The 22,897-nt window shown below is 71.6% G+C and carries 17 protein-coding genes; 6 read left to right on the top strand and 11 right to left on the bottom strand.

Annotation, left to right across the window (positions count from 1 at the left end; translation table 11 throughout):
* Positions 1 to 54: 54 nt before the first annotated feature.
* From POL72_RS20250 to POL72_RS20270, 5 genes are all read right to left on the bottom strand, one after another.
* Positions 55 to 1,761, bottom strand: a complete 1,707-nt coding sequence (locus POL72_RS20250) for a hypothetical protein (protein ID WP_272097108.1) — start codon at positions 1,759 to 1,761, stop codon at positions 55 to 57.
* Complete coding sequence (locus POL72_RS20255) at positions 1,761 to 2,753, bottom strand: tetratricopeptide repeat protein (RefSeq protein WP_272097109.1); 993 nt, start codon at positions 2,751 to 2,753, stop codon at positions 1,761 to 1,763. The genes POL72_RS20250 and POL72_RS20255 overlap by 1 nt, the downstream gene beginning before the upstream one ends.
* An 8-nt stretch (positions 2,754 to 2,761) precedes the next feature.
* Positions 2,762 to 4,294, bottom strand: a complete 1,533-nt coding sequence (locus POL72_RS20260) for a serine/threonine-protein kinase (protein WP_272097110.1) — start codon at positions 4,292 to 4,294, stop codon at positions 2,762 to 2,764.
* A 274-nt stretch (positions 4,295 to 4,568) separates the two neighbouring features.
* Positions 4,569 to 5,924, bottom strand: a complete 1,356-nt coding sequence (locus POL72_RS20265; RefSeq protein ID WP_272097111.1) for a cyclic nucleotide-binding domain-containing protein — start codon at positions 5,922 to 5,924, stop codon at positions 4,569 to 4,571.
* A gap of 112 nt (positions 5,925 to 6,036) precedes the next feature.
* Positions 6,037 to 6,711 carry a dienelactone hydrolase family protein gene (locus POL72_RS20270; RefSeq protein ID WP_272097112.1) on the bottom strand — a complete coding sequence of 225 codons (675 nt, stop codon included), beginning with the start codon at positions 6,709 to 6,711 and terminating at the stop codon, positions 6,037 to 6,039.
* Between the two features lie 280 nt (positions 6,712 to 6,991).
* Here POL72_RS20270 and POL72_RS20275 point away from each other — a divergent pair, with 280 nt between their 5' ends.
* Positions 6,992 to 7,732 carry a hypothetical protein gene (locus POL72_RS20275; protein WP_272097113.1) on the top strand — a complete coding sequence of 247 codons (741 nt, stop codon included), beginning with the start codon at positions 6,992 to 6,994 and terminating at the stop codon, positions 7,730 to 7,732.
* 96 nt (positions 7,733 to 7,828) lie between these two features.
* Here the strand turns inward: POL72_RS20275 and POL72_RS20280 are convergent, their stop codons facing one another.
* The gene (locus POL72_RS20280) at positions 7,829 to 8,893 is read right to left on the bottom strand and encodes an aminotransferase-like domain-containing protein (RefSeq protein ID WP_272097114.1); all 1,065 of its coding nucleotides are present in this window, start codon (positions 8,891 to 8,893) and stop codon (positions 7,829 to 7,831) included.
* Positions 8,894 to 9,398: 505 nt separating this feature from the next.
* Complete coding sequence (locus POL72_RS51245) at positions 9,399 to 9,845, bottom strand: cellulose binding domain-containing protein (RefSeq protein ID WP_272097115.1); 447 nt, start codon at positions 9,843 to 9,845, stop codon at positions 9,399 to 9,401.
* 13 nt (positions 9,846 to 9,858) lie between these two features.
* Here POL72_RS51245 and POL72_RS51250 point away from each other — a divergent pair, with 13 nt between their 5' ends.
* Positions 9,859 to 10,722, top strand: a complete 864-nt coding sequence (locus POL72_RS51250) for a hypothetical protein (RefSeq protein ID WP_272097116.1) — start codon at positions 9,859 to 9,861, stop codon at positions 10,720 to 10,722.
* 134 nt (positions 10,723 to 10,856) lie between these two features.
* Here the strand turns inward: POL72_RS51250 and POL72_RS20295 are convergent, their stop codons facing one another.
* Complete coding sequence (locus POL72_RS20295) at positions 10,857 to 11,321, bottom strand: SRPBCC family protein (RefSeq protein WP_272097117.1); 465 nt, start codon at positions 11,319 to 11,321, stop codon at positions 10,857 to 10,859.
* 160 nt (positions 11,322 to 11,481) lie between these two features.
* Here POL72_RS20295 and POL72_RS20300 point away from each other — a divergent pair, with 160 nt between their 5' ends.
* Together POL72_RS20300 and POL72_RS20305 are read left to right on the top strand one after the other, a co-directional pair.
* Positions 11,482 to 13,128 (top strand): FAD-dependent monooxygenase, encoded by a 1,647-nt coding sequence (locus POL72_RS20300; RefSeq protein ID WP_272097118.1) that lies wholly within the window; start codon positions 11,482 to 11,484, stop codon positions 13,126 to 13,128.
* Positions 13,125 to 13,760, top strand: coding sequence for a TetR/AcrR family transcriptional regulator (locus tag POL72_RS20305; protein WP_272097119.1), 636 nt, complete (start codon positions 13,125 to 13,127; stop codon positions 13,758 to 13,760). Before POL72_RS20300 ends, POL72_RS20305 begins: the two co-directional genes overlap by 4 nt.
* Positions 13,761 to 13,793: 33 nt before the next feature.
* Here POL72_RS20305 and POL72_RS20310 read toward each other — a convergent pair whose 3' ends face one another.
* The 3 genes from POL72_RS20310 to POL72_RS20320 form a co-directional block, all read right to left on the bottom strand.
* The gene (locus tag POL72_RS20310) at positions 13,794 to 14,660 is read right to left on the bottom strand and encodes an Hsp33 family molecular chaperone HslO (RefSeq protein ID WP_272097120.1); all 867 of its coding nucleotides are present in this window, start codon (positions 14,658 to 14,660) and stop codon (positions 13,794 to 13,796) included.
* Between the two features lie 181 nt (positions 14,661 to 14,841).
* Entirely contained in the window at positions 14,842 to 19,095 is a 4,254-nt protein-coding gene (locus tag POL72_RS20315) for a hypothetical protein (RefSeq protein ID WP_272097121.1), read from the bottom strand.
* A gap of 13 nt (positions 19,096 to 19,108) precedes the next feature.
* A complete protein-coding gene (locus POL72_RS20320; RefSeq protein ID WP_272097122.1) occupies positions 19,109 to 20,935 on the bottom strand; it encodes an OmpA family protein in 1,827 nt (608 codons plus the stop codon).
* Between the two features lie 344 nt (positions 20,936 to 21,279).
* Between POL72_RS20320 and POL72_RS20325 the strand changes: the two genes are divergently transcribed.
* Both POL72_RS20325 and POL72_RS20330 read left to right on the top strand, forming a co-directional pair.
* Entirely contained in the window at positions 21,280 to 21,891 is a 612-nt protein-coding gene (locus POL72_RS20325) for a superoxide dismutase (RefSeq protein WP_272097123.1), read from the top strand.
* A 176-nt stretch (positions 21,892 to 22,067) separates the two neighbouring features.
* Positions 22,068 to 22,841 carry a GNAT family N-acetyltransferase gene (locus tag POL72_RS20330; RefSeq protein ID WP_272097124.1) on the top strand — a complete coding sequence of 258 codons (774 nt, stop codon included), beginning with the start codon at positions 22,068 to 22,070 and terminating at the stop codon, positions 22,839 to 22,841.
* Positions 22,842 to 22,897 lie beyond the last annotated feature (56 nt).

Consider the following 22,897-nt stretch of genomic DNA (forward strand, 5'->3'; position numbering starts at 1 on the left):
CGCCTCCGCGGGACCGGTGACGCGAGCGCCTCGTCGCGAGGTGGCTGCCGGCCGTCAGGGCTGCAGTTTGGCGACGAAGGCGTCGGGGCCCCCGGTGTTCATCAGGGGCTCCCCCCCGAGATCGATCCTGCCGCTGAAGCTGCCCGTCAGCGCGATGGCTCCCAGCTCATCCACGGCGACGGCCCGGGCGCGCTGCTCCGACGCGTCGCCGAACGATTTGGCCCAGACCGTATCGCCGTTCGGAGCGAGCTTCGCGAAGAAGGCGTCGTTGCCGCCGAGGGACTGGAGCTTCGGGCTCGGGGCGCCGAAGTCGATGGCGCTCTCGAACTCTCCGACAACGATGACGTTGCCCGCCTGGTCGACCGCCACCCCCAGCGCCCTCTGATCTCGGCCGTCCCCGTACAGACGGTTCCAGAGGTGCTTGCCCTCCGCGTTGAAGGCGGCGACGACCGCGTCGTTTCCTCCGGCGTATCTCCGCGGCGCTCCGTCGAAATTGATCGTTCCCCCGGTGCTCCCTGCGACGACGATGTCCCCCTTCGCGTCCACCGCGACCGCCGTGAATTCCTGGCCCATGGTGTCGCCGAACATCTTGGCCCAGAGCGGCGTGCCGCTCCCGTCGAGCTTCGCGATGAAGGCGTCGTCGCCCTGCGCCGTGAGGAGCGTCGTCCCGAAGTACACCCTGCCTGCGATGCGGCCGACCAGGACCACGCCTCCGTCGGGCGTGACGGCAGCGTCGTTCGCGACCTCAGCCGTCGTATCGCCGAAGTTCTTGCTCCAGGCGAGGTTCCCGAGGGCGTCCATCTTCACGACGAAGATGTCCTCTCCACCCTTGCTCGTCAGGTGGCCCCCGCCCATCCGCTGCCCGCCCAGCACGTCGGCCGAGTCGGTGAAACTGCCAGCGACGACGATGTTGTCGTTCGAATCCACCGCGAGCCCGTAAACCCTATCGACGCTCGGACCGGCGATCGTCTCGATCCAGTCCAGGCCGCCAATCGCGTCGAGCTTCGCCACGAACACGTCCGAGCTGCCTGCGCTCGTGAGCGACGCCCCGTCGAAGTTAAGTGTGTTTTCGAAGGTCCCGGCGAGGATCACGCCGCCGTTCTTGTCGAGCGCCACGCGAGTGGAAAAATCCGAGCCGTTCCCCCCGAACGCCTTCGACCACCCCCTCGCGCCGCCGGGACCGAGCTGGACGACGAAGCCGTCGTACGCTCCCTGGCTGCCGACGGGCGCTCCCTGGCTGCCGACGGAATCCAGGCTGGTGCTGAAGGCACCCGCGACCAGGATGTGCCCTTCCCTGTCGAACGTGACGTCAACCCCGAACTGGTCGCCGTTCCCTCCGAGCTTGGCGCTCCAGTCGTGCGCTCCGATGCACGCCGCCACGCCGTCGCAACTCTCGTCGTTCTCCTTCGTCGTACAGCCCTCGGCCGTGGGGACCACCTCGCCGTCGCACGAGGCGCCGCGCAGGCAGCCTTCCTTGCACTCGCCGACCCCCTTGGTCGCTTCGGGGCCTGTATAACAAGGCGTGCAGGGCTCGTTGCCGCCCGCGCCGCCCGCGCCTCCCGCGGCGCCTGCGCCTCCCGCGGCGCCTGCGCCGCCCGTGCCGCCCGCGCCTCCCGCGGCCCCCACACCGCCCATCCCCCCTTGCGCGGCGCCGCCGCCGCTGATGGCGCCCGGCACGAGCACGCCCTCGTCGAAGCACCCGCCCAGCGCGCCGGCCAGGCCGACCGCGCCGCCAAGGATCATGAAGCCGTTGCGTTTCATCAAAACACCCCCGCGATCCCGGCACCCCACGGCGATATCCATGGAAGGACCGCTGCGCCCTTGGGCTTCGCCGCCGCCGACGGTGCGGTGAGGAGCAGCGCGACGCCGCCCGCGGCGAGCGCCCCGCCCACGATGAACGCCGGCGCAGGGACGAGGCGCATGTCGTTGTACGAGCCCAGCTTGTCGCGCGTCTTCGGCGTGTCCGGGCACACGACGTCCTCGGTGCACCCGAGGTCGATCAGATCGCTGCGCAGCGCGCTCGTGATGCCGAACGTGACGCCACCGGCCACGAGCGCCGCGGCGCCCGTGCCGACGGCGGTCCAGCCGAGCACGCGCTGCGTGGTCCCCGGCGCCGGGCCGGCAGGCGGGGGGAGGACGATGGGCGGGCGGACACCGACGGGGAACTCGAGCGTGACCGCCGCCTCCTGCCGCTCCTGCAGCGCGACCTCCCGCCGGACGACACGCCCCGTCCACACGGCCTCGACGACGTGCTTGCCAGGATCGACAGGCTGGCTGACCCCCACCAGCGCCGGCGGCATCGGCTTACCGTCGATGGTGATCTGCACCTCGCGCTCTGGGGCGCCGCGCACCCCCACAGCGAGCCTGGGGATTCGTGGCTTGAGATCGTCGTACGCTTTCCCGGCGTCGGCGACAGCGGCCTTGAAGACGTCGCTGGCCGAGGCATCGAGCGAGGTGCGGCTCACTTGCAGGTAGCGCTCGGAGGCCTCGATGAGGCGCCCGAGCTGCTCGAGGCACCGCGCGGCATAGAGGTCGATCGTCGGCGCCTGGATCAGCTGGTCCGCGCGCCCGAACTTGTCGAGCGCCGCCGCATACTGGCCCTTGTCGAAGAGGTCGAGGCCCTCCTCGGCGAGGGCCCGGGCGGCGTTCATGGTGGCGGGGTCGACGTCGGCCGCCCGCGCGGTGGCCGCGAGCGCGAGCGCGAGCGCGAACGCGATGGTGGCGGTGCCCGAGACGCTCGATCGCGCGCGCATTCGTCTCCTCAGAAACCGAGGCGGTCGGACCTGGGGCGCGTCGCGCTGGAGGCCGCGGGCGGGGCCGCGGACCTGGGCCGCGGCGAGGAGGGCGCGGCCTTGCCCGGGCGAGCGGGCGCCGCCTGGGCCGAGGAGGCGGCCGCGGCCGGAGCGCTGGCATCCAGCGCGGAGCCGGCGCGGGGCGCGGGCGTCGAGGTCGCCGCGGCCGTCGTGTCCTGGGAAGGCGCGAGCTCGGGCGCCCCCCTGGGCGAATTCGCTTCCGCCGGCGGATTGCTCGCCGGGACGACGACAGGCGGTGTCTCGAGCGTCCCCGGCGGCGGGGCCGCGCCGGACGGCGGTGCATGCGGGATCGGATCGTCGCCGAGCGCGCGCCAGCCGATGAAGAGCACCCCGCAGAGGACCGAAGCCGCGAGGCCGAGCGCGACGGCCGGGACCGGGATCCTGCGGCGAGGCCTCGAGTCGGCCCCCGCCTCGTCGTAGAGGCCCGGCCGCGAGGCCACGCTCCCACCCGGCGAGACGGAGAGCGGGGAGGTCGAGATCGGCGGACCGGAGAGCGGCGCGGCGGAGAGCGGCGCAGCGGAGAGCGGCGCGGCGGACATCGGCGGGACGGAGGGCGACGCGGTGCCCGCGCCCCCGGGGATCGAGCTCACCGAGGCGCGCCCGCCCTCCTGCGCGTCGCTGGGCGGCAAGAGCGCGTCGCGCAGCGCGTCGACCATCGCCGTCGCCGAGGCGAACCGCCCGTTCGGGTCACGGCTGCACGCCTGCATGAACCACTCGTCGAACGCCGGCGGCACGGGCACAGACGCCACCTTCGAGGGGACAGGCAGCGGATCACTGCATATCTCGAGGATCATCGCGCCAGGCGCCTCGGCCGTGATCGCCGCCCGGCCGCACACGCACTCGAACGCGATCACCCCGAGCGCCCAGAGGTCCGACCGATAATCGACTGTCGCGCCCTGCGCCTGCTCAGGGCTCATGTACGGCAGCGTCCCGATCAGCACGCCCGCCTGCGTCCCGATGCCCTCTTTGCCGGACATGCGCGTCTTGGCGACGCCGAAATCGAGGACCTTGGCCACCTCCCGGTCGTCGTCGAGGGCGAGGAAGATGTTGTCGGGCTTGAGGTCGCGGTGGACGATGCCGGCGTCGTGGGCCTTGCGCACGGCGCGCGCGACGTCGGCGAAGATGCGCGCCGTATCGGCCGGATCGAGCGCGCCAACACGCTCGAGCCGGTGCGCGAGGTCCTCGCCCTCGAGGAGCTCCATCGCGATGAAGGGGACGTCGTTCTCGACGCCGTGATCGAGGATCTGCACGACGTTCGGGCTGCGGAGCGCCGCCGCCGCCTGCGCCTCCTGGTAGAAGCGCGCGCGGACCGTCTCGTCCTTCGCATAAAGAGGCCCGAGCATCTTGATCGCGACCGGCGAGCCCAGCGTGAGATCGTCCGCGCGCCAGACGGTGCCCATGCTGCCCGAGCTGAGGGGGCGGAGCAGCCGATATCGGCCGACCAGCACCTGTCCCTCCAGCGCGAACGCGTTCGTCGTCATTGTCGCAGGACCTGTGATGCGAGCGTGGCCTTCCCTACGCTGGTGGTTGTTCAGTGCTGGTCAACAACAACGGATAGACTGAAAGTCTACGGGGCGTGGCGCGGAGCGTCAATCGGTGCACCCGCCGCGTGCTCGCGGGACGTCGCTAGAGCACCGAACAGGTTGAAACGCCGCGCGAGAGAGAGTTTGAACCACAGAGACACAGAAGCGACAACAACAAAACCTCCGCACATCCGTGGTTCGTTTCGTCAATTTTTTCGATCGGATCGGTACCCTAGATCAACACGAAGTCCTCGGCCACGGAGACCTCCTCGGCCATGATGCTCGTGGTCTCGTCGTCGCGCTGGACCGCGAGCTTGTAGAGTTGCGCCAGCACGGCCGGGTGATCCTCGACCAGACCCATGAACTCGGTGGCCGGAAGGTACAGCGTCACGGTGGGGTGGACGGCGATCACATCGGCGTTCGCCGCGCGGCGGAGGACCATCGCGATCTCGCCGGCGACGTCGCCGGGGCCGAGCGTCGAGAGCACGAGCGGCTCGACGCGGGCGTCGTCCGCCGCGTCGCGCCGGACGACGGCGACCTCTCCGGAGGCGATGAGGAACAGGCCGGGGGGGCGCTCATCCTGGACGAGCAGCCGCTCGTTCTTCTCGAACGTGCGCGTGCGGAACCGCTTCACGAGCGCGGGCCTGTCGGCCTCGGGCACGACGCGGAGCACGTCGCTCATCCGGACGAGGTTCTCCACCATGCGGTCCCGGCAGTAGGCCGCGAGCTCCAGGCCGACCTCGGGCTCGCGCTGCGCGATGTCGTCGATCGCGTCGCGCTTCACCTCGAGCACGATGGAGGGCCGCGTGGCGACGACGCTCCCGGTGCGCGGGGCCCGAGAGAGCAGCGCCATCTCGCCGAACATGGCGCCGTTCGTGAGCCGGGCGAGGATGATCTCCTCGTCCACGCGCCGGCGCCGCGCCTCGAGCTCCCCGCGCGCGACGAAGTAGGCCTCGCTGCGCGCGGCGCCCTGCTCGATCACGGTCGCCCCCGCCGCCACCCAGATGGGCGTGAAGGCGGCGCACAGGGCGCGGAGCGCGTCGCGCCCGACGGACGAGAAGACCGGCTGGGGCGCGATCCCGGGGTGATCGGTCTGGGCGGCCAGCCTGCGCGTGGCGTCGTGGATGATCTCCGTCGCCTTGTTGAGCAGGAGCGCGCCGGTGAGCACGGAGGCGAGCGGCTGGAACGCCTCGGCGGCCGGCAGGGGCGGCGGCGGCGGCGCGCCCTCGCCGAGCCGCGGCGAGTCTCGGCAGAACGCCCCGGCGATCAGGTCGAGCCCGGGCCCGGGATCGCCGCCGAAGCGCTCGCTCTCGCGCGCGGCCGCCACGGCGAGCGGCAGGTTCTCGAGGTCGATCGCGCGGGCGATCGCGGTGGAGCACGCCTCGCGCGCGGCCTCGTGCCGGTTCAGCTCGCCGAGGAGGCGACCGCAGAGGCAGAGCGCCGACGGCATCGTCGGGTCGTGCCGGACCAGCGCAGCGGCCCAGCGCAGCGCGGCGTCCCGCTCTCCCGCGAGCGCCAGCGAGAGCGCTCGGTCGATCGGCGACTCCGCCTGCTGGATCGAGCCCGGGAGTACCGGGGGGAGGGCCATGTAAGCGTGTATATCAGGGTTCCCTGCGCGACGGCAAAGAACGCGCCCGGTCGACGCCCCGCGCGTCCCGCGGAGCCCGGGGAAGGTCCGCGGCGTCGTGCTCAGCCAATGTTCAGCCGAGGTGCTGCTTCAGGAACGCGATGCTCCGTTCCCACGCGAGCTTGGCGGCCTCGGGGGCGTAGACCTCGGGGCGCGTGTCGTTCACGAACGCGTGGTCGGCGTCATAGACGTGGAGCTCCATGGACTGGCCGTGGGCGGCGAGCTCCTTCTGGATCGCCTCGGCGGCGGCCGGCGTGGCCCAGCCGTCGCGCGCGGCGAAGTGGGCGAGGATCGGCGCCTTGACGCGCGCATAGTCGGGCGCGGGGCTCGGGATGCCATAGAAGGGCACCGCGGCCGCGAGCTCGGGGATCGTCGCCGCGGCGGCGAAGCTCAGCGCGCCGCCCATGCAGAACCCGATGACGCCGACCTTGCCGGTCGACCGCTCGTGCGCCGACAGGAAGCGGACGGCGCCGGCGATCTCCGCGAGGGCGCGCGGCTTGTCGAGCTCGACCATTAGCCGGTTGGCCTCGGTGGCATCCTTGGTGGTCTTGCCGTGGTAGAGGTCGGGCGCGAGGGCGATGAACCCGGCATCGGCGAGCCGGTCGAGCAGAGAGCGGATGTGGTCGTTCACACCCCACCACTCCTGGATCAGGACGACGGCAGGCGACTTGTCCCCCTGCTTCGGCCAGACGATCTCGCCGGTCGCCGAGGACCCGTCCTTCGCGGGGAACGAAACCTTTTCGGACATGCGACTCCTCCCTTTCGAGACGGGGATCGGCTGCGCCGTCCGCGTCAGCAACCGGGGATCGGCTTCGCCGTCCCCGCCAGCAATCGGGGATCGGCTTCGCCGTCCCTGCCAGCAACCGGGGATCGGCTTCGCCGTCCCCTCATGGCGCGGCGCAGGATAACCGCCCCGCGCACGTCGCGTAGCGCAAACTGCCTGGCACGCGCTCCACGCCGGGACGCCGGCGATGTAGATTGACGGCGTGGATGCGTTGGCCGGGCGATGGAGGCGAGCCGTCTCGTCCTTGAAGGAGCTCCGGCTGCGGGTCGCGTACCTGCGGAGCGAGGTGCTGCGGGCCGACCCGCCCTCGGTCGCCCGCGCGCTCGACGACCTCTGCCGCGACGCCGAGCAGGCCAACCCCCTCGCGCGCGACGTGCTGGGCGCCGTCGTGCCGATCCTCGCGGATCCTGCGCTCTCGGAGCGCGTCGAGCAGCTCCGGGAGCTCGCGTCCTCCCATGCCCTGCTGCCGCTCTCGCGCCTCTTGCGCCGCAAGGCGCGGCGGCCCGAGGCGCAGCCGGCCTCGCCGGCGCCCGACGAGCGGCTCCTCGCCACGTCGAGCGCCGGTCGCGCGCTCACGCTCGGCGAGCGGCGCGCGCTGGCCCGGCGGCCGACCCGCGCGGCCTTCGAAGCCTTGCTCCGGGACCCGCACCCGCTCGTCATCCGCAACCTGCTCGACAACCCGCGCTTGACCGAGGATGACGTCGTCCGCCTCGCGGCGCGGCGCCCGGCGAGCGCGGAGGTCCTGACGGAGATCGCGAAGCACCCCGAGTGGCCGCAGCGCGCGCGGGTGCGCATGGCGATCGTGCAGAACCCGGGCGCGCCGCAGGAGATCGCGGTGCCCATGGTGCGCCTCCTCCTGCGGCCCGAGCTCCTGCGGCTCGCGGCGGCGGCGGACGTGCCCGCGGTCGTCCGGGCCGCGGCGCGGGAGCTGCTCGATCGCCGCCCGCCGGTCCCGCACAAGCCGGGCGGCCCGCTGGCGCAGTGAGCGGCCCGCGGCGGCGTCCATGGTGGTGCTCGGTCAGCGCCTCGACGTGATCGGGGCGCTGGCGTGAATCTAGCGTGAATCGGGGCGCTGGCGACGCTACGCGACCTCGGCCCAGCACCGCGCGAGGCGGCGCACGCCCTCGTCGAGGTCCTCGTCGCACGCCACCGAGGAGAAGCAGAGCCGGAGGGCGAACGGGCTCACGGCGCCGTGGGCCCGGAACAGCGAGCCCGGGTCGAAGGCGACGCCGTGCTCGATGGCGGCGGCCAGGAGGAAGGCCTCGTTCGGCTCGGCGTCGGGCTCGACCCAGATCGCGAAGCCGCCGGTGGGGGGGTCGAACCGCCAGCCGGGCAGGTGCCTCCGGAGCGCCCGCTCCATCCGGTCGGCGCGGCGGCCGTAGAACTCCCGCAGGCGAACGAGCCGCTGATCGAAGTTTTCTGTGCGGAGGTAGTCTTCCAGGACGGCCTGCGGCAGGCTGGCTGCCTGCAGGTCGTCGGATTGCTTCAGCTGGAGGATCTCGGCCCGGAGCGAGCGCGGGGGCACGAGCCAGCCGATGCGGAGCCCGGGGCAGAGCGTCTTCGAGAACGTCCCGACGTGGAACACGCGATCGGGCGCTTCGGCGAGGAGCGGTCGCGGGGCGGCGCCGTCAAAGGACAGATCCGCGTAAGCGTCGTCCTCGATGATGGGCCGCAGGGTCGAGAGGACCCTGGCTCGATCGCTGCGCGACAGCTTGCGTCCACGCGGGTTGGAGACGGCGGGCATGAGGTAATAGGCATCGACGTGGCTGCCGTCATCGACGACCGTCGCGCCGAGCTCCCGGAACAGATCGAGCGCGCCGGGGTAGCTCTCGCGGTCGACGCCGGTCCTGGCGCGCGGTCCGCGGAGCAGCAGCTGCGCGGCGAGGGACACGGCCTGCTGTGCGCCGCTGGTCACGATGACGTCGTCGCGAGCCACCTGGGCGCCGCGCCGGCGCAGCTGCCCGGCGATCCAGGCGCGGAGGTCCTCGTCGCCCTCGGGCCAGCCGTACTGGAGCGCCGGGCAGCTGGGGTTCTGAAGGGCGCGAACGAACGAGGCCGCGAGCTTCGCGCGCGGGAACTCGCCCGGGGCGGGCAGCCCGCCCGCGAAGCTGATGAGCCCAGGCGTGTCCGCGGCCCGCCGCTTCAAGGCGTCGAACGGATCGGGGCCGTGTCCGGGCCTCGGCCCGCTCCGCGGCGCATCACGTGAGATCGGGGCCTGCACAGGCCGGGTGTGGGACGACGGGGGAGGACGGGTTGCGCGCGCGTTGGCATCCATAGAGTTCAGGGTCCGAGCGGGGCCATTCAAGGATGGTGCCGCCCGTGCTGCCCGTCTCCAGGCGCAGCGGAAGCGATCGCGTCCCAGGGCAGGGCAGAACTCCATGGAAAATTGGTTACATCGCGGCCGCCTGGGACGGGTCTGGGCGTGTAACGGCATGTTGCGGGGTGTGGCGTGCGCGCGCGGCGAGACAGGCTGCCACAGCACACGAGCGGGTGCGCCGAGGTGCCCCTCCGTGGAGGCGCTGGATCGGTGTGAGATCTGGGCAGGCGAACGAGGGGCGCGGGCGCATCGAGGCGCCGGCGGCCACCGGAGGCGCGTCCGCCGCGGGCAGCCGAGCGCGGCGTTGCGGAGCCGCGGAAGCGTGCGGCCGAGCTTAGGGCTCGATACCCCAGGCGAGCTCGCCGGCGCGGTACCCGGTCACCTGCATCGAAGGCGTGAAAGCGGTCGCCGTCGCGCTGAAGGAGTAGTCGTTGGCCTGCGTCAGCTTATCGTAGTTCGCGTTGTAGATGGCAATCTCTGCGTATCCCGAGGTGGCGCCCGGGGCGAGGCTGCCTGTAGCGGATGCGAAGCCGATCTCGAGGTAGTGATCGGCGTCCGTGCCAGACGCTTCGTGAAACGTCCTGATGATGTTGTCGCGCCCACCGGTGACCGACGCGAAGTCGCAGTTGCTCATCAGTGCCGACGTGAAACCGTCGGCCGTGAACCAGTAGCGAATCGTGACATCCTGGAGCGGGACGCTCGCACTTCCGGTGTTCTTGACCTGGATCTTGAAGGAGAGAAAGGCGGGGGTGGCGGCGGCGTCTCTCGTGGCGTACTGCACCTCGAGTTCCCCCGTGGGATCGCCGCCGGTGGTGGAGCTTGCGGTCGTGGAGCTCGTGGCGGTACCGCCTCCGGCGCCTGTCGTGCTGCTCGTCGTGGAGCTGGCCGAGCTGCTGGCGGAGGAGCTGGCCGAGCTACTCGCGGAGGAGCTGGCCGAGCTGCTGGCGGAGGAGCTGGCCGAGCTGCTGGCAGAGGAGCTGACCGAGCTGCTGGCCGACGAGCTGGCCGAGCTGCTCGCGGAGCTGCTCGTCGTTGAGCTCGTGGCGTCCTCACCGCCAGCGCCGCCCAGGCCTCCGGCGCCGCCCGTGCCGTCGGCACCACCTGAGCCTGCCGAGCCGCTCACCGCTGCGCTCGTGACGTTGCCGCCCGCGCTGGCCGAGCCGCCTGTCGCGGAGCCCGTCGTGCCGCTCGCTGTCGTGCTGCTCGTTGCAGACACGGTGGAGCCGGCGCCGGCCGAGCTGGACGACGGCGCTCCACCCGAGCTAGCGCCGCCGCCCCCCGTGCTCTCGCCGTCCAGGCTGGCGCCTTGGGCACATGCCACGAGCGTCAGCAGCGCGATGGCACAGAGCGCGGTGGCTCCGTTCGGCCATGAGCTCGAGGCGTTGACTCGGTTGGCCCGATTGCCGCGACTGCCCAGCTGCGGTGGCGCTCCCGCCCTCGTCGACAGCTTCCCCCTGGAACCCCCGATACGAGCTGCTCCAGAGGCCGTCTGGCCGAGCAGTGACGCACATCTCACCATCGGTCGCATCTTGAACACCCCTGCGACAGCTCGACCAAATCCGGAGGCCGAACGGAAGGAAGTTGAGGCCAACAGCTTATACGGGACCGTCTGGCATCAGCAAGAGGCTGGCCATGGGAACTTTCTGCCGATGTCGTAGATGATAAGGTATCCGTCTACATGCATTGGCCACAGATCGAGCAGCACCGAACCGCAGAGTCCAAGGATCGCCCCTTCTTCGAGGCGAAGGTGATGTCCCTCTGAGCGCTGCCTGTCGGCGAGGGCGCGAGGGGGTCACGTGGCGCGCGTGGGCTGCGAGGCCTCGAGCCGCGCCTTTTCGGCGAGCAGCAGCTCGGTGAACGCCGCGATGAACATGCGCCTGGCGAGCGATCCGAGCGGCTTGCCGACGAGCGGCAGCGGGATGTCGAAGCGCGATGTCCAGTCGATCTCCGTGCCCTCGCCGCGCGGGGTGAAGCGGAGACGCGAGCCCTGGTGCCGGAGCGGCTGCGTGCTCTCGACGATCTGGTAGTCGAACGAGCACGGCCGCTCGAAGGCCGTGATCTCCTCGACGTAGCGGATCCGCTTCCCGACGCGCACCTCGCGGAGGGCGCCGAGGCCGTTGTGCTCGGTGAGCCCTGGCCGGACGACCTTCGTATGGGTGCCGTCCCCGGAGCGCAGGAAGCGCTCGTGGTCAGCCACCGCGTCGAAGACCCGCTCGACCGGTGCGTGGATGTAGACGTTGACGTGGACCTCTTCCATGCGGCGACCATTGCATCCATCTCGCTGGGGGAGCACGCGGGCGGTCCGCCGATCGAGGGTGGGGCGGGGGCGGATGAGCGGGGAGTTCGGTCGCTCCTTGCCAACCCGCCGCTCCTTCTTATAGTGAGTGAGTACTTACTCACCAAATCGGAGGCGGGGCATGACAGGAGCACTGGATGCGCTGGTGGTCGGTGGAGGGCCGACCGGGTTGACGATGGCCGGGGAGCTCGCCCGGCGGGGGCTCACGGTGCGGATCGTGGACAAGGCAACGGAGCCGCCGCCGGATCACTCGCGGGCGCTCGCCGTGCAGACGCGGACGATGGAGCTCTTCAGCAGGATGGGGCTCCTCGGTGCCGCCATGGAACACGCCGTGCGCGTGGGAGGGCTCAACGTCCTCCTCTCGAACGGACGGCGCGCCCGGCTGCCGATCCTCGACTTCCCGGAGCTATCCACGCCGATCCCGGGCATCTTCACCGTCCAGCAGTTCGACACCGAGCGCGTCCTGGGCTCCCGGCTAGCCGGGCTCGGCGTGACGCTCGAGCGCGGCGTCGAGCTCGCCTCCTACACGCAGGACAGCGCCGGCGTCTCCTGCACGCTCCGCCGGGCCGATGGGAGCATCGAGGAGGTGCGCGCCAGGTGGCTCCTCGGCTGCGACGGCGCGCGCAGCGCCGTCCGCAAGGGCGCGGACATCGCCTTCGAGGGCGACACCTACGACGATCACTGCATGCTCGGCGACCTCATCGTCGACTGGCCGCTGCCGGACGGCGACATCTACATCAGCCCCTCGCGTCGCGGCGTCGGAGTGGCCTTTCCGGTGCCCGGCACGCATCGGTTCCGGGTCGTCCTCATCCAGCCCGAGCCGTCGCCGGCGCACGGCGCGCCGGTCTCGCTCGAGGAGTTCGAGGCCGCGATGCGCGAGATGATCCCGGTGTCGTTCAAGGTCGAGAGGGCGATCGTCCTCTCGCGCTACCGGCTGCACCACCGCGTGGCCACGCGGCTGCGCAAGGGCCGGATCTTCCTCGCCGGAGACGCGGCGCATATCCACAGCCCGGCCGGGGGGCAGGGCATGAACACCGGAATCCAGGACGCCTACAACCTGGCGTGGAAGCTCGCAGCCGTCGAACGAGGCCGGATGCCAGCATGGCTGCTGGACACCTACGAGCTGGAGCGGCTGCCTGTCGCCCGTCGGCTCGTCGATTTCACGGACCGCCTCTTCGGGCTCATGGCAGGGCACGGTCCGCTGGGCCGGACGCTGCGCGCGGTCGCGCCGCGCCTCGCGGTCCGCCTCCTCGGCATCCCCGCCGTGCAGCGCCGGATCGTGGGATTCCTCTCGCAGCTCAAGATCCGCTACCGGAACAGCCCGCTCTCCGTGCAGATCGGAAGCCCTCCCGAGCGCGGGCCCCACGCCGGGGATCGCGCGCCGGACGTCGTGCTGCGCAGCGAGGCGGGCGCGCAGGTCCACCTCTTCGACCTGATGCGCGGCGCAGAATGGATGCTGCTGCTCTTCACCGGCCCGCAGGCGGACGGCGGGGCGCGCGAGCAGGCACGGAAGCTCGCCGCGCAGCTCGGGGGACCCGACCTCGAGGCCCTGGTCATCGGCGCGCCCGAGGCCGGAGGCTATGCGGATCCCGACGGGCACGCCCACGCGACGTACGGCGCCGCGTCGGCGGCCGCCGTCCTCGTCCGGCCCGACGGCCATGTCAGCGTGCGCAGCGATCCGCTCGACGAGGGCGAGCTCCACCGGGCCCTCGACCGGCTCTTCACGCGCAGGGCCGAGGCCGACGGTGGCCAGGGAGAGCGCCGATGAGCCGACGACCGCGCTCGAGCGACACGCTGACCGAGGCGCAGAAGAAGATCGTCGAGGCCGCGGTGGCGGCCTTCGCCGAGCAGGGCTTCCACGGGACCGCGACGCGGGACATCGCCCGGCGCGCAGGGGTCGCCGAGGCGACGATCTTCAAGTACTTCCCGAGCAAGAGGGACCTCCTCCTGGGGGTGCTCGGTCCCGCCATCGAGCACCTCGTGGGGCCCGCGATGGCGCGCTCCATGGATCCGCTCTTCGACGCGAGCTACCCGACCTTCGAGGCGTTCCTGCGGGCGCTCCTCGCCGAGCGCACCGCGTTCGTCCGCGCGCACCCGCAGCTCGCGCGCATCCTCGCGCAGGAGCTGCCGTTCGACGCCGAGCTGCGGATCGGCATCGCCAGCCGGGTGTACGCGCCGATCCTCGCGAAGGGGATCGCCCTGATCGAGCGCTTCCAGCGCGAAGGGCAGATCGTCCCGTGGCCGCCGCCCCTCGTCCTGCGCTGCATCGTCTCGACGTTCGCGGGGTACATCCTCCACCGCGTGTTCATCGCTCCCGACGCGGCGTGGGACGACGAGGCGGAGATCGAGCGGGTCATCGCGTTCGTGAGCCGCGGCCTCTCGCCCGGCCAGCCAGCGTGAGGTCGCGCCTGCCGCGCGCGGGCGCGCGGCCGCTCAGCTCGTGGTCAGCAGCGAGCGGAGCTGCGACGGCGACACCTGGTAGTCCTTCCCGCAATAATCGCAGCGGATGTCGAGGACCTTCCCGTCCGTGACCATCTCCTCGATGTCGCTCCGCGGCAGGCTCGCCAGCGTGGCCATGACCCGGAGCTCGCTGCAGCGGCAGCTGAAGCTGAGCGGCGAGTCGTCGAGCCGCGAGAACGGCATGCCGTAGAGCAGCTCGCCGAGCAGCACGTCCGCCGAGGCTCCCTCGTGCGCGAGCACGTCGTCGAGGCGCTCGAAATCCTTGAGCCGCTCGGTCATCACCATGAGCGGACCGCGCTCGACCTCCGGGAGCAGCTGCACGAGGTAGCCGCCGGAGGCGCCGACGCCGTCCTCGCCGATCAGCGTCGCCACCGCGATCATGGAGACGACCTGCTCCGATTCCTGCATGTACGCCATCAGGCCCGCGGAGATGCCGCCCTCGGTCGGGATCTCGACGACCCCCTGGTGGAGCATGCCGCTCGGCAGCGTGCGCATGACCTGAAGCAGCGACCCTCCGCCGATCTCCACCGCGCTCTCCGCCGTGGCCCCCTTGCCGAGGTTGACCAGGCCGCGGCTCGTGCCGTCCGGGTGCGAGTCGGCCACCAGGCTCCCGTGACCGGCCGCGCCCTTGACGATCGCCTGGACCCGCAGGTTCGGGGCCATCGCCTCGCGCACGAGGATGGCGCCGGTGATCAGCTCTCCCAGCCGCTGCGCGGTCGCGCCGGTCGCAGCTTGCACCGCGACGGCCCCCCGCACGGTCTCGGTGGTCAGCGCCGTGATGACGCGAAAGGCGCCATCCATCGTGATGGCACGGACGACGGAATCAGAAGGTCGGGGCAAGAGGCACTCTCCCGTGAGAAAACATCGTTAAGCCACGGACGGCCGATGGCAACCCGCGGCGCATCGGTCGTCGCAGGCAGAGGCGCCCCGCGGGCGGGCGCGCCTCGCATAAAAGCATAGTTATTCCGTTGGCTTGTAGCACAGGCGCCCCCTGGGCGCGGGGGCGCCCGGGGGGGAGAGCTCAGCTGCGCCGGCGGCGCCGGTGCAGCGCGGCGGCGCAGGCGCCGGCCGCGAGCAAGGCCCACGGCGCCGAGCGACCGCCGTCGCCGTCCGCGCCCACCGTGCAGGCGCAGCCGCCGCCTTGCACCACGACGCCCTCACCGGGGAGCGGCGTGGTGCACGGGCCGATCGTGTCGTCGGGGTTGCGGCAGCCCGGGACGCACTCCTTCGTGGCCTCGTCGCACACCATCCCTGCGCCGCAGGCGCTGTCCTGCTCGCACTCCGCAGGCTGATCGTCCGCCGGGTTGTTCGGATCGCGCTCGCCCTCGTCGACCACGCCGTCGTGGTCCGCGTCCTCCTCGCCGTCGATCACGCCGCCGCCATCGGTGTCGGCCTGCGTCGGCGAGGTCGTCGTTTCCCCCTCGTCGCCGTCCGGCACGCAGGTCTCCGCGTCGACGTCGGTGTCCTCGTGCGAGCAGCCCTTGCCCAGCTCGGTCCCATCGAAGAGCCCGTCGTCGTCGCTGTCGGGATCGAGCGCGTTGATCTTCCCGTCCCCGTCCGTATCGACGCCAGGCTCGATCTCCTCGCCGTCGAGCGCGCCGTCGTCGTCGCTGTCGGCGTCGTCCGGATCGGTGCCGAGCGCGGTCTCCTCGCTGTTCGAGAGGCCGTCGCCGTCGCGATCGCCGCGATCGTCCCCGGGGTCGTTCGGATCGGTCTCGCCCTCGTCGACCTTGCCGTCGTGGCTCAGGTCCTCATCGCCGTCGCTCTGGCCGCCGCGGTCCGTGTCGGGATTCACCACGCTCGTCGTGGTGGTCCCGCCGTCGGCGTCGGGCATGCAGCTCGTGGCGGCGGCGTCGGTGTCCGCGTCCGCGCAGTCCTTCCCCGCCTCGGTGCCGTCGAAGAGCCCATCGCCGTCGCTGTCCGCGTCCAGGACGTCGGCCTGGCCGTCGCCGTCGCCGTCGTCGCTGGGGTTCGGCTCCTCGCCGTCGAGCAGGCCGTCGTTGTCGGTATCGCGATCTTCGGGGTTCGAGCCGAGGAACACCTCGAGATCGTCGCTCAGCCCGTCGGCGTCTCCGTCGGCGTTGTGGCTGTCGTCGGCGCCGTGGCCGGCGGTCGGGTCGGTCTCGCTGGCCTCGCGCACGCCGTTCAGGTTGGCGTCCTCCGAGCCGTCGGTCGTGCCGCCTCGGTCGCTGTCACGGTTCAGCGCCGACGTCGTCGTGGCCCCGCTGTCCCCGTCCGCCGTGCAGTGCCCGGCGTCCGCGTCGGTTCCGGGGCCGTCGCAGGCGAGGCCCATCTCCGTGCCGTCGAAGAGGCCGTCGTCGTCGCTGTCCACGTCGAGGGGGTGGATGAGCCCGTCGCCGTCCCCGTCGTCCGACGGGTTCGGCTCCTGCCCGTCCTGCACGCCGTCGTCGTCCGAGTCCGCGTCGCCGGGGTCCGTGCCCAGCGTCCTCTCGAGGTCGTCGCTCAGCCCGTCGTCGTCCCGGTCGTTGTTCTCGTCATCGTCGTCGGCGTGCCCGCGGGTCGGGTCGGTCTCGCCGTCGTCCGCGACGCCGTTCAGGTTGGCGTCCTCGGAGCCATCGCTCGTGCCGCCCTTGTCCGTGTCCGCGTCGAGCGGCGACGTCTTCGTGGCGCCGGCGTCCTCGTCCGGTACGCAGTGCCGCGACGGCGCGGTGCCAGGGCCGTTGCAGCCCAGGCCGAGCTCGGTGCCGTCGAAGAGGCCGTCGTTGTCGCTGTCGACGTCGAGCGCGTTGACGAGCCCGTCGCCGTCCGTGTCGTGAGCCGGGTTCGGCTCGAGCCCGTCGCGGACGCCGTCACCGTCGGTGTCGGCGTCGTTCGGGTCCGTGCCGAGCGAGACCTCGAGATCATCGCTCAGCCCGTCGTGGTCGGTGTCCGCGTTCTGCGGATCGTCGTCGCCGTGGCCGGAGCGCGGGTCGGTCTCGCCCGCATCGAGCACGCCGTTCAGGTTGGTGTCCTCGGAGCCGTCGCTCGCGCCGCCGCGGTCGGTGTCGGCCTCGAGCGGCGACGTCCTGGTGGCGCCCGCGTCGCCGTCGGGAGCGCAGTTGCCCGCCGCCGCGTCGGTGCCCGGACCGTCGCAGCCCAGGCCGAGCTCGGTGCCGTCGAAGAGGCCGTCGTTGTCGCTGTCGATGTCGAGCGGGTTGATCAGCCCGTCGCCGTCGTTGTCGTCCGTCGGGTTCGGCTCGTCGCCGTCGCGCACGCCGTCGTCGTCGCTGTCGGCGTCGTTCGGATCGGTGCCGAGCGTCCTCTCGAGAGCGTCGCTGAGCCCGTCGCCGTCCGTGTCGGCGCGCCGGTCGTCGGCGCCGCGCCCGGTCGTCGGGTCGGTCTCGCCCGCGTCGAGCACGCCGTTCAGGTTGGCGTCCTCCGAGCCGTCGAGCACGCCGCCGTTGTCGGTGTCCGCGTCGAGCGGATCGGTCGTCGTCGCTCCGGCGTCGCCGTCGGGCACGCAGTGCCCCTTCCGCGGGTCCGTCCCCGGGCCGTCGCAGTCCGCCAGCCCGACCTCGGTCCCGTCGAGCAGCCCGTCGTTGTCGCTGTCGACGTCCCGCGCGTTGATGAGGCCGTCGCCGTCGGTGTCGCGATCCCAGAGCTGCTCGTCGCCGTCGGGCACGCCGTCGTCGTCCGTGTCGACGTCGTTCGGATCCGTGCCAGCGGCCTTCTCGTCGCCGTCGCTCAGCCCGTCGCCGTCGCTGTCGACGAGGATCTCCGTGGGCGGCGCGCCCGGCTCCGCGCCGTTGCCGTCCGTCGGGTAGTCCTGGGCAGCGCCCCCCTCGGGGCTCTGCCCGGTGATGATGGCCTGGTTCGCGATCTCGCCGCCCGTGCCCGGATCGATGGTCACGCGGAACCGCACCGTCGTGGTCTCGCTGACGCCGAGCGACCCGCCCTGGGCCGCGTCGGCGCCGTCGCCGAGCCGGACGCGGACCGCCCTCGATGCCGCGACGTACTCGCCCTCGTCGTCGCCGGGCGCGTCGGTCACGCCGCCCAGGTTCGGGCCCGAGGCGATCTCGAGCGAGCCCGGCACGTAGGTGACCCCGGCGGGCAGCGGGTCGTTCAGCACGACGGCCGCGGCGTTGTCATCCCCGGTGTTGGCGACGATGATCGTGTATTCGAGCGTGTCGCCAGGCGTGACCCCGCCGCCGTTGAGATCGAGGACCGACTTGGTCGACGTGGAGAGATCCGGGAGGCGCGTCGGCACCGACGTGACGAGGCCGCCGAGCAGGTAGCTGTCGGCGCCGTTGACGGCCGCTCCGACCTGGGCCTCCGTGTCGCCGGCTGTGAGCAGGGCGGCCGGCACCTGGACCACGTCGACGTCGATGCCGCTCATGCTCAGCGGCCCGCCGGTGAGCCTCGGCAGATCGCCCGCCGAGGACATCGGCGCGCCGAGGAACGAGCGGGAGCTGTTGAAGAAGTTGTTCACCGGGTTCTGCGCGTCGAACAGCGCGGTCCCGTTCCACTCGAGCGCGTCGCCGGTCGAGCTGTCGCCGTCGTACCCGACGACGCCGAGCTTCGCCTGGCCCCCGCCCGAGGGGACGACGAACCCCGAGATCCTCCAGCCCACCGTCGCGCCGTCGATCACCTGATCCAGCCCGTCGAAGACGGCGAGATTCCGCGCAGGCGCGGTCGTCAGCTCGTAGAGCACGACCATCCACCAGCCGGCGAACGCGATCTGCTGGCTCACGCTGCTCAGAACGGTCCCGTTGGAGATCCCGCTCAGGCGATACGCCCCCGCGCCGCGCGTCTGCACGATCGAGGTGACGTTGGCGACCGTCTGGGCGTGGGCGAGGCCCGAGATCTCCGTCTGGCCCGAGACCGCACCGGTCACGCTGGAAGAGAAGACGCCAGGCCGATCCAGGGTCACGGTGAGATCGGCCGAGGTGCCGCTGTCGCGGCTCACCGTCCAGTAGAGGTACGCGTGGGTCACCCGAGCGCCCGCGGGGAGGCTGAGGACCGCGGTGCTGCGGGCCGCCGCGGGATCGATGGTGGTGCTCGCCTCGGCCTGTCCTGCGAGGGGGCTGTCGCCCCGCCAGTAGATGTCGGGCGCCGAGTCCGCCAGCGTCGCGGCCGTGCCGCACGTCCCGACCGTGCCCACCAGCGGCGCGGGCGTGGACGACGCGCAGTCGTGCGCCAGCGTGTTGCCGATGAGGACGAAATCACCCCGCTGCGCGACCTGGACCCGCCGCACTGGAGCCGCGCTCGCGGTCCCATAGAGCGCCCCGAGCAGCGCGGCGCTCGTGAGCCCCGTGAATGCCAATCGCTTTGCCATCGACGCCTCCAGCCTAGGGCTGCTTCTTTTCCTTCTCGATGATGTTGAACTGGACGCGCCGGTTCTTCTGGCGACCCGCCTCGGTCTTGTTCTCCGCGATCGGGACGTCGGGCCCGTAGCCCTTCGCCTGCATGCGCTGGGCGGCGATGCCGCGATCGACGAGCGCCTTCAGCACCGACTCCGCGCGGGCCTGGCTCAGCTTCGTGTTGAACTGGCGCGTGCCGCGGTCGTCCGTGTGGCCCTGAACCTCGATCTTGAGGATCTCCGGGTGGTCCTTGAGCACGCCGGCGACCTCGTCGAGCAGCTCGTTGCTCACCGGCCGGATGGTCGCCTTGCCGATGTCGAACTGAACCTGCTGCAGGATGACGATCTCGGTCTCGGTCACCCGGACCGCGACCGGGCACCCGTTCTGCGTCGGATCTTCGTTCGGCTTGCCCTTCTCGTTCGGGCAGGCGTCCTTGTCGTCGCGGATGCCGTCGCCGTCGGTGTCGCCCGGGCAGCCGTTCGTGGCCGGGTCGGTCGTGACGAGGCCGGCCAGATCCGGGCAGGCGTCCGACGCATCGGGGACCTTGTCCCCGTCGCGATCGGGCGGCGGCGGGCACCCGTGCTGCTTCGGGTCGTCGTTCGCCGGGCCGGCCTGCTCCGGGCACGCGTCGACGTCGTCCGTGATGCCGTCCTTGTCGCGGTCCCCTGGCGGCGGGCAGCCGTTCTTCTTCGGGTCCGGCGAGGCGACGCCGGCCACGGCGGGGCAGGCGTCGACCGCGTCGAGGATGCCGTCGTGGTCCGCGTCCTTGGGCGGCGGACAGCCGTTCTTCGCGCGATCCGGGCTGCGGACGCCCGCGGTGTGCGGGCAGGCGTCGTCCGCGTCGGCGATGCCGTCGGCGTCCTGGTCCTGCACGGGCGGCTTCACCTCGGGCGAGTAGGCGACCATGGCCACCGCGCGGAACGAGGGGGTGCCGACGCCGGGGGTGAGGCCAGGGCCCACGCCGAGCCCGGCCTCGAAGTCGTCCGCGAAGCGGTAGCGCCCGCCGAGCAGGGCTTCCAGGTTGGTCGTGCGCTGCTGGACATCGGTGACCGTGATCGCGCCGGTGATCTCGGGGCCGATCTGCAGGCGTCGCTCGTCGTCGAGCAGCAGCCCGAGGCCGGCGCCCCAGTGCACCGTCATGCCCTGCTCGACGTTGGCAAACTGCTTCGTGGACCGGAACTCCGGCCCCGCGGCGAGCGACCACACCGCGCGATCCAGGTGGCCGCCGAGGACGAGCTGCGGACCGCCGCGCACGCTGCCGTCGCCCGAATACGCCTCGGGGTCGCCGGTCGGCAGCCACACGTAGCCGCCGAGGGCGATCTGGAACGGATCGAAGTAGCCGCCGAAGAGCGTCGCGCGCGCGCCGAGCCGGAGATCCCCGAGGGCGCTGCTGGTCGGCTGCGGCAGCAAGGCGCCGGAGGCGGCCCCGCCGTCGCCCGACTGGAGCGCGAGCGGCAGATCGATGTTCACCGTGAGGCGCTCCCAAAGAGAGAGCGAGGCGCTCAGGTGGAGCAGGAGCTGGCTGCCTACGACCTTGCCGTCACCGAACTCCTCGTTCCCCGACAACCGCCGCAACACGAGCGGATCCTGGGCATAATCGCCGAGGAGCATGATGTGGGGTGTGGCGCTCCCTGCCGTGTAGGCGGACTGGACTCCGAACATCCTGTCGCCGGCGGGCGCAGGCTGGAACCTGTCGAGCGCGAAGCCTTCGGGTCTCGCGGGTTCCTGCGCCTCGGCGTGAGCCGCTGCGCCGAGCAGGCACAGCGCCGCCGCGAGCGCGGCCGTCGGATGGGTCCCCTGTGTACGAGCCGGCATGAACGAGGTCGCCTCCCTGCGCGAAGGAACAGCAAGTTCCAGGAGTATCGACCGAAACGGCGGCGGCGTTCAACGTTTCACGAGGTTTTTGGACGCGCGCCGGCCGATCGGGCCAGCTCGGGCGCTGCGCTCCGGGGTGTGGGGGCGTGGCGTTCCTTCGCCGGCTCACGGCGCCGATCGAGCCGGCGTCCGGAGTTTCCTGCGCGGAAGGTCAGGCCCGCTGGCGTCGTGAGTCGGCGGTGTGTCGCCTGGTACGGCAGGGTTGCTACTGGGGGGCGGCAGCGGTAAAGCGGCCGCCTGACCCCGCGGCACGCACTGCTCGCGGTACTCGTTCAGGAGGGACCATGGCGCGCGAACCCAAGAACTTCGACAACCTCCTCGGCGGCAACGCCAAGGGCTTGAGCGACCTGCAGCTCAAGGCGCACTTCACGCTGTACCAGGGCTACGTGAAGAAGCTCAACGAGATCTGGGAGCAGCTTGGCAAGGCGGACCGCAGCGCGCCGAACTACTCGTACAACGCGTACAGCGAGCTGAAGCGTCGCGAGCCGGTCGCCTTCAACGGTACGGTGCTCCACGAGCTGTACTTCGAGAACATCGGCAACGGCTCGACGCAGCCGAGCGCCCAGTCGAAGAAGCTCATCGAGGCGTCGTTCGGCAGCTTCGACGCCTGGCTGGCCGACGCGAAGGCGGCGCTCCTCAGCGCGCACGGCTGGACGGTGCTCGTGTACGACTACCAGGAGCAGAAGCTCTTCAATAACCTCATCCGGACCGAGCACGATGTCGGTCTGTTCGCGAACACGCATATCATGGTCGCCGTCGACGCCTGGGAGCACGCGTACTTTGCGGACTACCAGACCAAGAAGGCGGACTATGTGGCCAACGTCCTCTCGGGCCTGAACTGGGACGTGATCAACGCGCGCCTCGCGCAGATCGGGCCGCACGCTCAGCAGGGTTGATTCGTTACACGGCGGGGGCCTGCACTCCCGCCGTCCCACCGGCGAGTTCGGCGCTCCCTGCGCCACGCGACGACCACCTTCCCCTCGGGCTGGACTGCCCAACGAGACGCGGCTTTCCAGATCATGGCTCGCCCCCAGTGCCCCGGCCGCGTTCGTCCTGTAGACTGGGCGCGGCGATGAGCAAGGCCGAGCCGAGCACCCGCGCCGTCGGGGAAGAGAGCCTCATCTACGTGCGCCGGATCCACCGGCGCGACCTGAACCGGGTCTGGGAATTCCTCAAGAAGGTGTTCCGTGACGTCAACCGGGAGACGGTCGAATACCAGCGGCCTCGCTCGAAGAAGCGGTTCCTCGAGGTCTACGAAGAAGAAGGGGTCGAGCAGCTCCTCTTCGAGGTCCGAGCGGCGCATGGTCAGGAGATCGTCGGCTACGCGGAGTGCGCCTTCGAGATCACCGGGACCGATAACTGGATGAACGAGCGCTACTTCACGAAGCACGACATGCGCCCGCTCTTCGTCGAGGAGCTCGCGGTCCACCCCGAGTACCAGGGCCGCGGCGTCGGCGCCTTCATGCTCGAGCAGCTCGAGCACCTCGCGCGTATCCACGGTTGCACCCACCTCGTGCTGGAGGTGGCCGAGAACAACATCGGCGCCCTCAAGTTCTACCGGAAGCGCAGCTTCTACCGGCTCGACGCCGCGATCTTCATGGCGAAGAAGGTCGCTGTCGACGCGGAGCTCCTGCCGCCTCGGGCGCTCAAGAAGCCCCGCAACCCGGACGCGCTCGGCGCGCCCGCGAAGCCGAAGCGAGCGCCGCGAAAACCGCTGAAGGCGCGCGGCGGCGAGAAGAGGTCGAGCGCCCCGCCGCCGACGTCGCGCCTGCCCGGCCCCGCGACGGACGAGGAGAGCGATCCGCTCGACGAGGTGGAGACCGACGGCGGGGGCGACCCGCCGTGAGCCCGAGCGCGAAGAGGCGCCCTCGCCACGGCGGATAAAAGGCGGCGTCGGTCGGG

Source organism: Sorangium aterium (genome assembly GCF_028368935.1).
GTDB classification, from domain to species: Bacteria; Myxococcota_A; Polyangia; order Polyangiales; family Polyangiaceae; genus Sorangium; species Sorangium atrum.

Excerpts from the sequence above, each read along its gene's own strand:
- POL72_RS20330 (WP_272097124.1), top strand. The coding sequence starts at position 22,068 with ATGAGCAAGGCCGAGCCGAGCACCCGCGCCGTCGGGGAAGAGAGCCTC.
- POL72_RS20250 (WP_272097108.1), bottom strand. The coding sequence starts at position 1,761 with ATGAAACGCAACGGCTTCATGATCCTTGGCGGCGCGGTCGGCCTGGCC.
- POL72_RS20255 (WP_272097109.1), bottom strand. The coding sequence starts at position 2,753 with ATGCGCGCGCGATCGAGCGTCTCGGGCACCGCCACCATCGCGTTCGCG.
- POL72_RS20260 (WP_272097110.1), bottom strand. The coding sequence starts at position 4,294 with ATGACGACGAACGCGTTCGCGCTGGAGGGACAGGTGCTGGTCGGCCGA.
- POL72_RS20315 (WP_272097121.1), bottom strand. The coding sequence starts at position 19,095 with ATGGCAAAGCGATTGGCATTCACGGGGCTCACGAGCGCCGCGCTGCTC.
- POL72_RS20295 (WP_272097117.1), bottom strand. The coding sequence starts at position 11,321 with ATGGAAGAGGTCCACGTCAACGTCTACATCCACGCACCGGTCGAGCGG.
- POL72_RS20320 (WP_272097122.1), bottom strand. The coding sequence starts at position 20,935 with ATGCCGGCTCGTACACAGGGGACCCATCCGACGGCCGCGCTCGCGGCG.
- POL72_RS20305 (WP_272097119.1), top strand. The coding sequence starts at position 13,125 with ATGAGCCGACGACCGCGCTCGAGCGACACGCTGACCGAGGCGCAGAAG.
- POL72_RS20300 (WP_272097118.1), top strand. The coding sequence starts at position 11,482 with ATGACAGGAGCACTGGATGCGCTGGTGGTCGGTGGAGGGCCGACCGGG.
- POL72_RS20270 (WP_272097112.1), bottom strand. The coding sequence starts at position 6,711 with ATGTCCGAAAAGGTTTCGTTCCCCGCGAAGGACGGGTCCTCGGCGACC.
- POL72_RS20265 (WP_272097111.1), bottom strand. The coding sequence starts at position 5,924 with ATGGCCCTCCCCCCGGTACTCCCGGGCTCGATCCAGCAGGCGGAGTCG.
- POL72_RS20325 (WP_272097123.1), top strand. The coding sequence starts at position 21,280 with ATGGCGCGCGAACCCAAGAACTTCGACAACCTCCTCGGCGGCAACGCC.